This window comes from Heyndrickxia sp. FW510-T9 (assembly GCF_058781025.1).
The window spans coordinates 26,628-39,384 of the sequence record NZ_JBYSWK010000011.1 but is presented as its reverse complement, the minus strand read 5'-3'; the positions used below and the strand labels follow the sequence as shown (position 1 = coordinate 39,384).

General features: G+C 34.0%; 15 protein-coding genes and 2 pseudogenes. 12 read left to right on the top strand and 5 right to left on the bottom strand.

Features of this window, described 5'->3' with window-relative positions:
- Nucleotides 1-439 (top strand): annotated as a pseudogene (locus AC3WJF_RS08050) (S-layer homology domain-containing protein); the annotation flags it as partial.
- A 248-nt stretch (nt 440-687) separates the two neighbouring features.
- On the opposite strand, the gene AC3WJF_RS08045 reads toward AC3WJF_RS08050, so the two are convergent.
- Both AC3WJF_RS08045 and AC3WJF_RS08040 read right to left on the bottom strand, forming a co-directional pair.
- The gene (locus tag AC3WJF_RS08045) at nt 688-897 is read right to left on the bottom strand and encodes a DUF3006 domain-containing protein (RefSeq protein ID WP_492451010.1); all 210 of its coding nucleotides are present in this window, start codon (nt 895-897) and stop codon (nt 688-690) included.
- A gap of 330 nt (nt 898-1,227) precedes the next feature.
- A pseudogene (locus AC3WJF_RS08040) lies at nt 1,228-2,058 on the bottom strand (ComEC/Rec2 family competence protein); the annotation flags it as partial.
- A gap of 743 nt (nt 2,059-2,801) precedes the next feature.
- Here AC3WJF_RS08040 and AC3WJF_RS08035 point away from each other — a divergent pair.
- Nucleotides 2,802-2,954: a YwzD family small protein gene (locus AC3WJF_RS08035; protein WP_492451009.1), complete on the top strand. Its 153-nt coding sequence runs from the start codon at nt 2,802-2,804 to the stop codon at nt 2,952-2,954.
- Between the two features lie 433 nt (nt 2,955-3,387).
- Here the strand turns inward: AC3WJF_RS08035 and AC3WJF_RS08030 are convergent, their stop codons facing one another.
- Together AC3WJF_RS08030 and AC3WJF_RS08025 are read right to left on the bottom strand one after the other, a co-directional pair.
- The gene (locus tag AC3WJF_RS08030; protein WP_492451007.1) at nt 3,388-3,735 is read right to left on the bottom strand and encodes a DUF4064 domain-containing protein; all 348 of its coding nucleotides are present in this window, start codon (nt 3,733-3,735) and stop codon (nt 3,388-3,390) included.
- 20 nt (nt 3,736-3,755) lie between these two features.
- Nucleotides 3,756-4,298: a DUF4352 domain-containing protein gene (locus AC3WJF_RS08025; RefSeq protein WP_492451005.1), complete on the bottom strand. Its 543-nt coding sequence runs from the start codon at nt 4,296-4,298 to the stop codon at nt 3,756-3,758.
- A gap of 611 nt (nt 4,299-4,909) precedes the next feature.
- Here AC3WJF_RS08025 and AC3WJF_RS08020 point away from each other — a divergent pair.
- The 5 genes from AC3WJF_RS08020 to AC3WJF_RS08000 all read left to right on the top strand — a co-directional run bounded on the left by AC3WJF_RS08020 (nt 4,910) and on the right by AC3WJF_RS08000 (nt 9,033).
- Entirely contained in the window at nt 4,910-5,314 is a 405-nt protein-coding gene (locus tag AC3WJF_RS08020; RefSeq protein WP_492451003.1) for a hypothetical protein, read from the top strand.
- A 17-nt stretch (nt 5,315-5,331) separates the two neighbouring features.
- Nucleotides 5,332-5,901, top strand: a complete 570-nt coding sequence (sipW, locus tag AC3WJF_RS08015; RefSeq protein ID WP_492451001.1) for a signal peptidase I SipW — start codon at nt 5,332-5,334, stop codon at nt 5,899-5,901.
- Between the two features lie 85 nt (nt 5,902-5,986).
- On the top strand, nt 5,987-6,763 hold the full coding sequence (locus AC3WJF_RS08010) for a TasA family protein (protein ID WP_492450999.1): 777 nt from the start codon (nt 5,987-5,989) through the stop codon (nt 6,761-6,763).
- A 67-nt stretch (nt 6,764-6,830) separates the two neighbouring features.
- On the top strand, nt 6,831-7,442 hold the full coding sequence (locus AC3WJF_RS08005) for an LPXTG cell wall anchor domain-containing protein (protein ID WP_492450997.1): 612 nt from the start codon (nt 6,831-6,833) through the stop codon (nt 7,440-7,442).
- 568 nt (nt 7,443-8,010) lie between these two features.
- A complete protein-coding gene (locus tag AC3WJF_RS08000) occupies nt 8,011-9,033 on the top strand; it encodes a TadE/TadG family type IV pilus assembly protein (RefSeq protein ID WP_492450995.1) in 1,023 nt (340 codons plus the stop codon).
- A gap of 16 nt (nt 9,034-9,049) precedes the next feature.
- Here AC3WJF_RS08000 and AC3WJF_RS07995 read toward each other — a convergent pair whose 3' ends face one another.
- A complete protein-coding gene (locus AC3WJF_RS07995; RefSeq protein ID WP_492450993.1) occupies nt 9,050-9,451 on the bottom strand; it encodes a DUF192 domain-containing protein in 402 nt (133 codons plus the stop codon).
- A gap of 235 nt (nt 9,452-9,686) precedes the next feature.
- Between AC3WJF_RS07995 and AC3WJF_RS07990 the strand changes: the two genes are divergently transcribed.
- The 5 genes from AC3WJF_RS07990 (at nt 9,687) to AC3WJF_RS07970 (ending at nt 12,686) form a co-directional block, all read left to right on the top strand.
- Complete coding sequence (locus tag AC3WJF_RS07990; RefSeq protein ID WP_492450991.1) at nt 9,687-9,857, top strand: Flp family type IVb pilin; 171 nt, start codon at nt 9,687-9,689, stop codon at nt 9,855-9,857.
- A gap of 98 nt (nt 9,858-9,955) precedes the next feature.
- Nucleotides 9,956-10,465 (top strand): A24 family peptidase, encoded by a 510-nt coding sequence (locus AC3WJF_RS07985; protein ID WP_492450989.1) that lies wholly within the window; start codon nt 9,956-9,958, stop codon nt 10,463-10,465.
- Nucleotides 10,465-10,818, top strand: coding sequence for a TadE/TadG family type IV pilus assembly protein (locus AC3WJF_RS07980; RefSeq protein ID WP_492450987.1), 354 nt, complete (start codon nt 10,465-10,467; stop codon nt 10,816-10,818). The genes AC3WJF_RS07985 and AC3WJF_RS07980 overlap by 1 nt, the downstream gene beginning before the upstream one ends.
- A 102-nt stretch (nt 10,819-10,920) precedes the next feature.
- The gene (cpaB, locus tag AC3WJF_RS07975; protein ID WP_492450985.1) at nt 10,921-11,508 is read left to right on the top strand and encodes a Flp pilus assembly protein CpaB; all 588 of its coding nucleotides are present in this window, start codon (nt 10,921-10,923) and stop codon (nt 11,506-11,508) included.
- A complete protein-coding gene (locus AC3WJF_RS07970; protein WP_492450983.1) occupies nt 11,508-12,686 on the top strand; it encodes a CpaE/TadZ family protein in 1,179 nt (392 codons plus the stop codon). Before cpaB ends, AC3WJF_RS07970 begins: the two co-directional genes overlap by 1 nt.
- Nucleotides 12,687-12,757: the final 71 nt, after the last annotated feature.

Genomic DNA, 12,757 nt, shown 5'->3' with positions numbered 1-12,757 from the left:
AAATGATAGCCACCCAACGGTTTATGTAAATGATGAAGAAGTGTATGTGAATGTATATGATAGTGGTAAATGGTCCAAGACTATTAAACTACAAGAGGGAACAAATACTATCAAAGTAAATGCTGTGAATAGCCTTGGAAAAGAAACAACCATTACGAAGACGATAACGTTCAATCCAGGTGCCCCTGTACTTACAATAAATACAATACCTGCTTCAACTTCTTCAAGCTCCATCACTATAAGCGGAAATGTCAAGGACAAAAATGATAGGCAACCAACCGTTTATGTGAATGGTCAAGAAGTATATGTGAGTGGATATGATGGATCTTGGACTAAAACGTTCAATCTTAAGGTAGGAGAAAACACATTTGAAATTAAAGCTGTCAATCGTTTAGGAAAGGTGACAACGGAAACACGGACGATAACTTATGTTAAGTAGCTTGGGAACTAAGTGAAGTCAAAGATATGATATAAAAAGCCCTTCTTATTGAAGGGCTATAATATTTATTGGAGTTTTTATTCGAAGCTGTTTTCGCAATAATTGTTGCTTTTCGTCATTTGTTATAAATCCTAAGTAGGCTTAGTTTCGGGGCATCTTTTCTTACCAAGTTTATTCATTTTTAACCCAAATAACGTTGTTACCTAGAATTTCTTATATAAAAGCGACAAAGTTTAAGAAAAGAGCCGTTATTCAAATAACTCATCCATTAAATCATTTATTTCTTTCTTTTGCTTTTCTGTTTCTTTTTTTAAAATATGAACGGAACTTCCCTGGATAGATACAACATCTCCCACCATTGCCTCATTCGGAAATATGGATTTAGGATAATCCTTCGTTACGCCATTTATTTCTACTACAACAATGTTCTCTTCAAAGCGATCAATGATTCCTTTCATAATTACACATCCTTATCTTGGAATGAATGATGTTTGAGTTGTGTATGTTTTTCCTTTATATGTTGTTGAAATGTCAACTTTGACCCTATAACTAGTAGAAGCTCTAGATATACGCACAGATAATGGCTGATTTATGGTACCGGTATACGTGGTATCTGTCGTCTTATAGTGAAAAACAGCTTTGTACTTTCCACTTGGAATGCCTTTGACCATTAAATGAACGGTACTGTATTGTTTTGGGTTTTTTGAATCAAGTGTTGCGGATAATTTATATGTTGAACTTGTTTTAGTTGATGTTGGTTTCGTATCGTTGCTGCCATTCGTGGCAGGTTTTACATTAAACGTAATACTTTTCCCATCTGTTTTAGCTACTATACTACCTTGTTTATCGGTTCGAAATACTTTTACATTCGCATTTTTTAAGCGATTCAATGTCTCTGCAGTTGGATGGCCATAGCTATTTTTCCCAACAGAAATAACCGCATAAGTTGGATGAACTGCTTTTAGGAAGTTTGCGCTTGTGGATGTTTTGGCTCCATGGTGGCCAACTTTTAATACATCCGCTTTTAAAGTTTCTTTCGAATTAATCATATCTGTTTCTGATTTCGTTTCTGCGTCACCAGTGAATAAAAATGATTTTTTTCCATAGGTTACTCTTAAAACAGCACTCCAGTCATTTGTATCATTAGTGCTATAAGTTTTTACGGGGGCTACGAAATAAGCTGAAATTCCTTTCAAATGAAGGGAAACCCCTTTAGTAACACTATTAATCTTTAACTTTTTGTTTTTTATAGTTAAAAGTAGATTTCTATAGGTTTCCGTATTGTTTGATACTTTAGGTGCGTATACGGATACTACATGAAAAGATTTGATTACTTGTGCTAATCCTCCTATATGATCAGCATCTGGATGTGTGGCTATTACTGCATCAAGTGTTTTTACATGCTGGCTTTTCAGATAGTTAACTACAGTGGAACCAGCACCAACTTTTCCACCATCAATTAAGATATTTTGTCCCGATGGTGTATGAATAAATGTCGAGTCACCTTGACCAACATTAATGAAATGGACTGTCAGATAGCTTGCCGCACTGCTATTTAACGGAAAAACAACGATAGATACTAATAAAACTAAACTTAACAATATTTTTCTTATTTTCATATTATCCCCTCCGAAAATTACTTTATCATCAAATGTCTGAAAAAGAAACAGGGGGACGGTTCTTGTGTTTCCCCACGAAAAGAATGAAACAGGGGTGAAACAAGGGGACGGTTCTTGCGTTTCCTCCACAAAAAGAAGACTTCAGTGTGTAACGAAGTCTTCTTTTTGTACTCTTGGAAGGGATAGAATTTAAACACTCTTTTTAATGTCGAAAAAAAATCTAATTCTTGCAGTACGGTCACAGAAGAAAATTCTTGTTTCATAGAAAAATAGAAAGTTAAAAGAAATTTAATAATTTTATTGTATATTGTCCGAATAGTAGTCCTAACTCTATTCGGGCATTTTTTTGTAGGTATGCTCAAATATGGTTATATCCAAATTTGTCTAATGGTTCTGGTGTCTTGCTTCTAGACTATTTGAGCATGATCCTAATTATCGCCGATCTACGGATGCAATGCGTGATTCTCCGATTATTTCTATTTTATTAGCAATAATGGAAGGATTTTGGAACTAGATGTGGAATATAATACAGGACTATAAACCTAGTATTTTAAACAGTTTTAGTAAGTATGGCCGAGGCATTTTCAAAATGATAATGGTATTCTAGCGATACCTAAGACGTTAGTATTTTACCAATTGAATCTTTTTATATAAATATTGTAGGTTAGAAACTTATTATCAACGTTTCTACAAATTTGAAAATACACTACAAATGGATGCCTATGAGTATATGGAGGATAGATATGAGTGGGAAAACAAATAAGGATCAACTAAAACAAATATTAGCATTTGGATATCAAAAGGGGAATGAGCAGCCAGACATCTCTGTCCAAGAGTTAATACAAGAATTGTCTGAGAAGCTTGTTTCAATGGTGAAAATCGAAGAGGAAGGTTGAAAATCGTTTAAACTTTGGATCACGGAGAATTTCTTACGCATTTTCTAATACTTCTTTTGTTTGAGGGATAACTTCTAAATCAACGCTTTCTTCAGCCTTTGTGATTGTTACTTCCATATCAGTTTTCATCGTTGCTTTTGTTTCTTGATATTTTTCTATTTTTATTTAATTCGGAATATTCAGATTAACATATTTCTCTTTCCATTAATCCCCTTTTTTATTTTTTACTCCTCTCTACCAAAAATAAAAGTAAAATAACTAAGTTAAAAGCATAGTTAGAAGGAACATCATGAAAAAGAAAATATTCATAGCTTAATTATTATTTTATCGATTCTTGGGACACTTTTAGTTGTACATCTTATTCGAAGAATATATAAATTAATTTTCATTATATCTTTATTTTTAAAGGGAGAAACGAATCTCCCTTTATTATTTATGCACTTACTGAATTAGATTTATTTTTTCTAAAGAGTCCCATAAATCCAGCAATTAATAATAAGACTGCTGGTAAGATGTAAAACATTGAGATACAAATTAAGCCCCCAATAGCAGAAACCAATAAGAAAATTCCTCCAAGTTTTGCTTTTGATTTAACTACAACTGATCCTACAATTCCTAAAATAGATAGGAAAACAGCTCCCCAACCTAATCCAATTATTTCACTTTGTCCTGACGAGTTGAATGCTGCATCTACACCACCGATAAATAAAGCTATAAATGCACCAACAAATCCAAAAATTCCACCTAATAATCCTAATACAAATTCTGTAGTTCTTTTCATTTTTTATTTCCCCCTCTATTTTATTGTAGATTAATAGTTACTGTTTGATTTTCAATGAACATATTAGGTTGATAGATTAACTGTAATTTCTTATCATTTGCAGGAGCTTCAAAAGTTACAGTTCCTTCAACCTTTCCACCTGGAGATAGCTTCCCAGCTTCTAATGCTGTATCTTGATCGACAGTTGTAATTGTCATATCCGATATTTGACCGTTGCTATTCTTTAATTGAAAGTAAAATGGATTGTAATCAATATTTTCTTTTCCGGCATTTTCTATTTTTAAATGTACAATTTCAAAAACATACCCCTTTTTCGGTGTGTCAAAATCCGCACCTTTTGAAGTTTTAACCTTTGTTACAGTGATAATTGCATTTCCTAATTTAACCTTATCACCTAGGTTAAATACTTTCTTAACTTTTTCTTTTTTCTTTGTTGCCTTTTCTGTTTTGGTGACCTTTCCTTTGTCTTCCTCTACTTTACTACCTGTGTCAGTTTCTAATGAACAAGCAGATAATAAAACTCCACCAGTTAGCAGTACAGAAATTAGCGCTTTCCTTTTCAAATAAAAATCCCCCTTATTTTTATTTAGTTATTAGGACAACACGAACATTTTACCATAATAATAAACAGAATTGTGATAATAGTCCTAAAATTTTATTTACAGATGCTCAATAAGTTATTGCAAATTTTCAAGAGTGATATCTCCATCTTCAATATCACTCAAAGCTTCGTTCTGTTTCTTCACTTAAAACAACCTTTTGGAAATTGTTATAAAGAACGAAATATTGAGATAAATGCAGGAAACGAGAGTAAATACCTATAAATTGTTCTTAAATAAGAACAAATACCTATTTTTGAAGTTTTTCAAGTTCTCCTTTTTGTTCTATACTTCGATTAACAGTTCTTTATTAAGAACAAAACTGTGAAGTTATTTACAATACATAAAACATCACTATATTCGTTCTAAAAATAGAACTTTAATTTAAATTAGAGCGAAATAAGGAGTGATTAACGATTCGACAAACACGTTTAAAAAGACTTGAGAAAAAAAGTAAAAGTTTAGTTTTAACAGTTCAAATTATTTCGATCTGGTATCTCTTAATACTAACTGGTTCCTTTCTAATATCCGATACAGGCGCTTACTTAAATGATGTTGAGAAAATAAATGCTACGATGCAAGTTGCCAAGAATTTTTGTGATGACAAAAATGGCAAATCTGACTACTGGTATAAATATTGTACGGATGCTTCCAGTTTATATAATGGCAATAAAGCTAGTGATCCTAGTACTGACGAAAAAGGAACAAATTCAGATAATCCAGTTCAAAATAAAGACGGTTGTGATGATCCTACAAAAACACAATGTTTGGATAATAGCAAAAGCAACAATAGCAATAGTAGCAATAATGTTAACAATGAAAACAACACTAACAATAATAACGGAAATGACAAAGGCAACAATGGTGATAACAAAGACAATGTGGGCAAACAGCCGACTGATAATCCCAATGATACTAATCAGTCAGATAATGAAACAGCCGAAAATACTCAGTTAGAAAATAACAGTGAAAATAACTAAACCCTGGTGGTGTAAATATGAAAAAAGTAAGGAAGATTATTAGTAGCATAATAACTATAATTCTATCAATTACCTTCGTTTTTATGCTTTTTGTCGTCATATCCTCTAAAGCTTCTGGAGGAGAACCTAACTTTCTTGGCTATCAATTAAAAACTGTTCTATCTGGATCGATGGAACCAACCTTTAAGACAGGTTCAATTATCGCCGTTAAACCATTAGTAGATAAGAATAACTTGCATAAAGGCGATGTAATCACTTTTGTGATAGATGAAAATCAACTGGCTACACATAGAATTATCAATGTTACAAAAAATGAAAACCAGGTAATGTATCAAACCAAAGGTGATAACAATGATAGTGCAGACCAAGACCTGGTGATTGCTCAAAATGTAGTAGCAAAATATACAGGTTTCACAATACCATATGCGGGATATTTCTTAGAATTTGCTAAGTCTAAAAATGGAGCAGCCTTACTGATGATTTTACCTGGATTATTATTATTAGCTTATTCGGGAATTACGATTTTCAAAGCATTAAACGAAATTGATTCCACAAGTAAAAGAAAAGATACACAAGAAACGATCTAATGCAGATTGCAATTCCTTATTAACTTAAGGGTTCAATAAATAGACTACATACCTCAAAAAGTGGGGAAAAACAGGAGGAGAAAAAATGGGTATTAAAAAGAAATTGGGTTTAGGGATGGCAGCAGGGGCATTAGGCTTATCATTAGTCGGGGGAGGAACTTACGCTTACTTTAGTGACAAGGCAACCGTTCACAATGCACTTGCAACTGGTACATTACAATTTGAGGTAAAAAGTCCTTCAGCTTGGCCAGTTAACTTTGATCTTGCAAATCTTCGACCTGGTGATTCAATAAAAAGGGAGTTTGAATTAAAAAATACTGGAAGCCTTGCAATCGAAAGTACTTATTTGAATTTGGTTAATGCAAGCGTACTAGATGCAAATAGTCATAATTCGGCAGCTAAAGACGAACTCCTAAATACATTAAGGGTAAACTATTTCTGGCAAGGCCATGAGAATTCTGATTGGAAACCAATTAATATATTGGTAGATAATAATCCTAATACTTATCTTACTTTAAATGATGTGTTGTATAAAAATTATGCGGGAAAAGTTGATCCTAAGTTCTTGAAAAATGGAGAAATTAACCTAACTCCTGATGGAATTAACACGGGTAAATTTGGAAGATTTATTATTCGTATTCAATTCCCGGACAATGGTCAACCGCAAAACAATTTACAGGGATTGACTGCAAAGTTTGACTTTGCCTTAGAAGCCCGCCAAGTTATTGGGGCAAAGGATCATCCGGAACCATGGGGACCGAATGGTAAAATCGTAGGAAATGAAGTTCAAGGTTTAACAAATTTCGGAGTTGATGGTAATAACTTGATGGTTGACCCTCCAGTTGAAAATCATCAGAAATAATGCCGGGAAAAGGTGGGGCGTATTACCCACCTTTTTTTCTAAATCATAGCGGAAATTGAGGTATATTATGATTAAGAAAATCTTTTTATCGGTTATTTTGGTAACTTTAGTCCTGTTTGCTTCCCCCATTAATAATATAAATGCTCAAGAAAGTATAAAGGAAATTGATATTTCAACAAGCCCACATAAAGTTTTCTTTGATATTAGCAATGCAAAGCCCGGAGATGAATTCACCAAAATACTAAAAATCCAAAATAATGGAACAAAGGACTTTAAATATCTTTTTTCATCCCATTTTATAACTGGTTCAAAGAGACTCTATAATGAATTAGATTTAATAATAACTGATACATCTAAAGAAATTTACCGTGGCAAATTAAAAGATTATGAAAGAGTAGGTTCTCGGATTATAAGGAGTAATAAGAATGAAGAGCTTACTTATAAGATTTACTTCCCTATTGGATTGGGGAATGACTTCCAAAGCTTAAGCTGTGAATTCCAATTTAAATTTTATGTTGAAGGAACTCTAGGGGGCTTAATACCGCCTAATGGTCCTAAACTACCGGAAACCGGAACCCAAATGTTTAATATTATGGCAACCGGGTTAGTTTTGTTTTTTATTGGTGCATTGCTTATTTTTGTGAAGACTAGACGAAGAAGGACAAAAAGCGATATTTAAAACCACTTCTCATGGGAGTCAGTCCCCCATGAGAAGTGGTTTTTGTCAGATATTATTTATCGATCCTTAATGGAGTAGATGAAATTATTTTGTTATATGGATTAATAATGGAATGATCAAAGAGGCTACTCCGATCATGCAACATTCTTTATGAAATTCATCCACTTGTTTTTATTTGGATGAAAAATTTGATTTTATGTAAAAAATTCGCAAAGAGAAGCCATAAATTTCCACACTTATGTAGCTTTTACTTTGCATTTGGATCTTGCGTGCACATATATATATCTACAAATGGAAAATAATTATGGAATCTGGGGGCGTTCCCCATCTCAGCTAAAGTTATGAGTGCTAGTATCCAGTTTTTAATTTTCCGCCATGTATTGTGAAAAAATTTTTTACTACCGACAAATTTTGAGGAATTTCTCTTTCTCCATTTGTTATAAAAGTAATAGTAAAAAGTAAATATTTTTTTTGCTCACTATGTTCTATATAATGAACATAGAGAACTTTATATGAGAACCACCTTATATTATTTTGCAATACGTAACTTTATCAAAGGAGGTAAAAAATGAAGCGCTTATTAAAAAACGAAAATGGACATGCGATGGTAATAGTCGCCTTAATGATGGTTGCTCTAATGGGAATATGCGGACTAGTGATCGATGGCGGTTCCTTGTATTTACAAAAATCCAAAGCGCAAAAGGCGGTAGATGCAGCGGCATTAGCTGGAGCACAAACTATTTTAAAAGATCCAAGTAATGTATCAGATACGGCAAAACAGTACGGTGCTGCCAATGGTCTAGACAAGAATGAGATGAAGGTCACCACGAACCAATCCTCTGTCACCGTTACAGCAACAAAGACTATTCCCCTCAACTTCATGTCTTTGCTAGGAATCAAATCCAAAGATGTAAGCGTATTAGCAACGGCTGAGGTGAAATCGGGTAGTAGCGTTTTTGGATATGTGCTTTTTTCGGCGGATACGAATAGTAATTTAGCATTTTCCGGTTCACACACAGCTAATGGCAATGTTCATATCAATGGAGGAGCGACTATCTCCGGTAATAATCAGTTTAATGGGAACTTGGAGGTTGCTGGGTCATTTACAAAGTCTGGAAATAACCAAATTAACAAACTTATTAACCCAGCTAATAATATAGCGATGCCTAATTTTGATATAGATTATTATCGTAAGAATGCAACGAAAACTTATTCAACAAATCTCACGCTTAGTGGTACAACAAATTTAAATGGGATTACTTTTGTCAACGGAGATGTAACTATTTCGGGAAAAACAAAGGGAGTTGGGACAATCGTTGCAACCGGGACCATCACGATATCTGGGTCGCTTGAATACTCTTCAGGAAATGATTTTATTGGGTTATTCGGACAAAACGGAATAACCATTTCAGGGGGAAATTCAATTAATGGTTTTCTATATTCTCCTAAAGGAAGCATTGTTATATCTGGAAGCGGTAACTTTTATGGAGCTTTGATTGCTAAATCGCTCGTAATATCCGGGGAACATACATATACGTATGATTCAAGGGTGGCAACTTCCCAAGCAACGAACGCAGTGCTGACAAAATAAAACTATTAGCAAAAGCCTAAGATTTCCTCTTAGGCTTTTTGAATCTTGTAGAAACTTCTTCTATTTCAGGTGAAAAAATTACTTGTCCCTCTTTTATCTGGAAAGCCTCGATTGTCCCACTTGGCAATTCTAATACTGAAATAGCTCCTTTTATAGGTGGAATAAATCTCCATGGCTTAAGCTGCCGGCAAAGTTTTACCACTTTATTGTGTTTGTCTAAGAAAATAACGTCAATCGGAAAATGCATAAAACACATATGAATAGAATTACAAGGGTGTATCCAAAGTGCCTCTTGATCCAAAGGTCTCATGCGGAACATGAGTCCTTTGAATCGGGAAAAAAATGTATTTGCGATTTTAATAGAATATGGAAATGTTCGAAATAGTGTATTTTCATGTTGAAGGGATGTATTCTGCATAACAGACTCCTCCATAATTTTTGACATATATATCTACTATATTATATGTTCTATTTGTTCTCAATAATGAATATTGTCGATTATTATCGAATGATTTATAAAATAATAACAAAAAAAAGTATTTACTTGTTCTTTATAATGAACTATTATAAATGTACAAGGTGTTCTTTTAATAGAACGATAGAGATTAAAAATAGTATTATAAAGAACACGAAAAATTCAAGGAGGAAAAAACATGCTAAACAAAATGAAAAATCTAGTTTTGCAAGAAGAAGGACAAGGGGCAACGGAATATGGATTGATTTTAGCGGCGATCGTAGCGGTGGTAGCTACTGCAATCTGGGCATTAGGAGATAAGATTAAAGGATTTTTTACAAATATTAACCTAGATAAGCCAACAAATTAATAACAATAAAATTTAATCAAAACAAATAATCCCTACTTAAAACGCCCTACTCCCTAGTAGGGCGTAAACTATAACAAAAGCAAAGGTTGATTAAAATAATGTGGATATTTACTATTCTCCTAATCCCTTTAACTATTTCCCTAATTACAGACATAAAAGAAAGAAAAATCTTAAACATTGTCACATTCCCAACTATTCTTTTTGGACTAGCCTACAATACTATAACTCAAGGCTGGCATGGCCTCCTCTTTAGTAGTTTAGGATTACTCGTTGGATTCGGCCTTTTACTCATTCCATTTTTTTTAGGTGGAATGGGAGCTGGCGATGTGAAATTAATGGGGGCAATTGGGGCAGTGATGGGAATGTCTTTTACATTGAGGGCATTTGTTGCAATTGCTATTACAGGTGGGATTATTTCTCTCATTATCATAATAAAACAAAAAGGGCTTTTACAATTAATGAAATCTTTCTTTTTTATGGTAATACTACTGCAGTTTAAACAATCGAAAATTTTATTAGACAGTACAAATAAAACGAAAATCATGTTCCCTTATGGTGTTCCCATTGTCCTAGGAACTATATTTGCACTTATTTGGGGTGTTCAGTAATGAAAAATCAAAAAGGACAATCTTTAGTTGAGTTTGCCTTAGTAATCCCGCTATTATTATTGCTTTTGTTCGGAATTGTTGATTTCGGAAGACTTTTTCATGCGTATTTAACGATTGATCTAGCAGGAAGGGAAGCAGCGAGGGCTGCAAGTACTGGAAACGCGGACCCAGTAAGCGTTGCAGTTAAAAACGGAGCAAGTATTAATCTAGCTTCTAAACAAGTTACATATAGCTCTGCAGGAGGCAATGCAACCATAACCATTACATACCCATTTCAATTTATCACACCAATTATCGGCTCCATCTTAGGAAATTACGAACTTAAAAATACAACGCAAATGAAGTTAGAATGAACAAAACAGGGGTGAAACATGGGGACGGTTCTCGTGTTTCAGTTTAATGAAACGCGAGAACCGTCCCCATGTTTCACCGACCATGTTTCCAAGGAGGAAAATATGACTACAAAACGCATTTGGTTATTGTCGTTTGTTTTTGGGACAATTGCTTCACTTGTTGCTTATTTTGTTTTATTTTCAAATGATTTAAGTGTGGCTAAGACTACCTCTTCCACGAAGGGAGAATCGACGCCGGTGGTGAGTAAGGAAAAGTCAGAAGATGCACCGGAAATTGTGAAACGTAAGGTACCTAACCCGCTGCTTCCAGTTAGTGAAGGGATGCGAGCCATTTCACTCAGGGTTTCACTTGAACAAGGAGTATCAGGGTTTGTTGAACCCAATTCATATATTGACATCATTAGTTATGAATCCCGTATAGATGGAAAAACAAAGAAAGAATATCGATCAGCTAAATTACTATTACAGAATAAAAAAGTACTTGGAATAGGTAAGTCATCTGATGGGGATGATTCTGCTCTTCAATATGAAACTGTAACGATAGAAGTGACAGCAAAAGAAGGAGTGATGTTAAGTTTAGCATCAGAAGATAAGGGTGGCTTTTATTTGATGCTTAGAAATGAAAAAGACCAAACAATAGAAGAACAAAGCATCAGCTTTACTAGAGAAGTCATTAAGGGGGGACAGTAATGATATTGAACTGGATGTATTTTGCAGATTCAAACTCATCTTCCTGCGGGGAAGTAGAGATGCTTCTTAATAAAAAACATGCCAAGTTAAACAGTTTTCATCAACTGGACGATCTATTGCTAAATTTGGAAAATAACAATCATACTGTACTTTTTCTTAACACGAGTACTGTTTATAACGTTTATGATCTTTGCCAATCACTTTCTATTAAGTACCCTTATGTTTATATCATTTTAATGGTTACTCCGAATATGGAAAATATCAAAAAGGGAATGAATGCAGGAGCATCAGACCTGCTTGGTTTAGGGGATGAATTAGAAGAAACGCGAGACTGTATAAATCGTGCAGAGAAATATATGCGTGAGCGAGAAGATGAAAAAAATAGTGCGAACTTTAAGATTCCAAGAAATAGTAGAGTCATTTCAGTTTGTAGTCCAAAAGGAGGCATTGGCAGAACGGTTACAGCAGTTAATTTGGCAACGGCATTTTCAAAACAAGGGAAAAAAGTGGCGATTATGGACGCCAATCTACAATTTGGAGATGTTGCTATGTACTATGATTGTAAACCGAAGGTGTCCATCTATGAATGGATAAAAGAGGGCTTTGAACGCAATCAAGACTCAATCGAAAAATATTTAGTTCAACATTCAAGTGGAGTATCCATTTTGGCAGCACCTCAACGTCCAGAGTTTTTTGAAATGATTAAAGAAGAACATGTGAAAGAGGCCATAAATGAATTAAAAAAAAGATTCGATTTCGTTTTAATTGATACACCGGCAAACTTGTCTGAAATTCATTTACGCTGCTTGCAAGAATCGGATGAGCTTCTTTTACTAGTTACTAGTGATTTACCTGTATTAAGAAGTAGCAGACTTTTTATCGAAACGATAGAAACCTTTCAGTTAAGTAAAAAAGTGAAATTAATTTTAACTCGCGATGCAAAGAACAAAAAAATTGAGGGGAAAAAAATTGAAAATATTATGGAGTTACCCATTATCGAATGCATACCTAATCATGAATCATTAGTTTCATCTTCTGTGAATCAAGGAATACCATTTGTTCTTTCACGTTCGCGAACACCAATTTCAAAGGCTATTTTTTCCTTATCAAAACAACTTTTAAAACCACCACTCGATCAAATGATGGGACCAAGGGGACAAAAAAGCGTTGGTTTTTAAAGTATAAAAAAATATAAGTCTATTATCACTTAAATAATTTGACAAGTTTAACCTTGTCTAGCTACAGCGCC

Excerpts from the sequence above, each read along its gene's own strand:
- AC3WJF_RS08030 (WP_492451007.1), bottom strand. The coding sequence starts at position 3,735 with ATGAAAAGAACTACAGAATTTGTATTAGGATTATTAGGTGGAATTTTT.
- sipW (WP_492451001.1), top strand. The coding sequence starts at position 5,332 with ATGAAAAAAGTAAGGAAGATTATTAGTAGCATAATAACTATAATTCTA.
- AC3WJF_RS08000 (WP_492450995.1), top strand. The coding sequence starts at position 8,011 with ATGAAGCGCTTATTAAAAAACGAAAATGGACATGCGATGGTAATAGTC.
- AC3WJF_RS07990 (WP_492450991.1), top strand. The coding sequence starts at position 9,687 with ATGCTAAACAAAATGAAAAATCTAGTTTTGCAAGAAGAAGGACAAGGG.
- AC3WJF_RS07985 (WP_492450989.1), top strand. The coding sequence starts at position 9,956 with ATGTGGATATTTACTATTCTCCTAATCCCTTTAACTATTTCCCTAATT.
- AC3WJF_RS07970 (WP_492450983.1), top strand. The coding sequence starts at position 11,508 with ATGATATTGAACTGGATGTATTTTGCAGATTCAAACTCATCTTCCTGC.
- AC3WJF_RS08045 (WP_492451010.1), bottom strand. The coding sequence starts at position 897 with ATGAAAGGAATCATTGATCGCTTTGAAGAGAACATTGTTGTAGTAGAA.
- AC3WJF_RS08020 (WP_492451003.1), top strand. The coding sequence starts at position 4,910 with ATGCAAGTTGCCAAGAATTTTTGTGATGACAAAAATGGCAAATCTGAC.
- cpaB (WP_492450985.1), top strand. The coding sequence starts at position 10,921 with ATGACTACAAAACGCATTTGGTTATTGTCGTTTGTTTTTGGGACAATT.
- AC3WJF_RS08010 (WP_492450999.1), top strand. The coding sequence starts at position 5,987 with ATGGGTATTAAAAAGAAATTGGGTTTAGGGATGGCAGCAGGGGCATTA.
- AC3WJF_RS07980 (WP_492450987.1), top strand. The coding sequence starts at position 10,465 with ATGAAAAATCAAAAAGGACAATCTTTAGTTGAGTTTGCCTTAGTAATC.
- AC3WJF_RS08005 (WP_492450997.1), top strand. The coding sequence starts at position 6,831 with ATGATTAAGAAAATCTTTTTATCGGTTATTTTGGTAACTTTAGTCCTG.
- AC3WJF_RS07995 (WP_492450993.1), bottom strand. The coding sequence starts at position 9,451 with ATGCAGAATACATCCCTTCAACATGAAAATACACTATTTCGAACATTT.
- AC3WJF_RS08035 (WP_492451009.1), top strand. The coding sequence starts at position 2,802 with ATGAGTGGGAAAACAAATAAGGATCAACTAAAACAAATATTAGCATTT.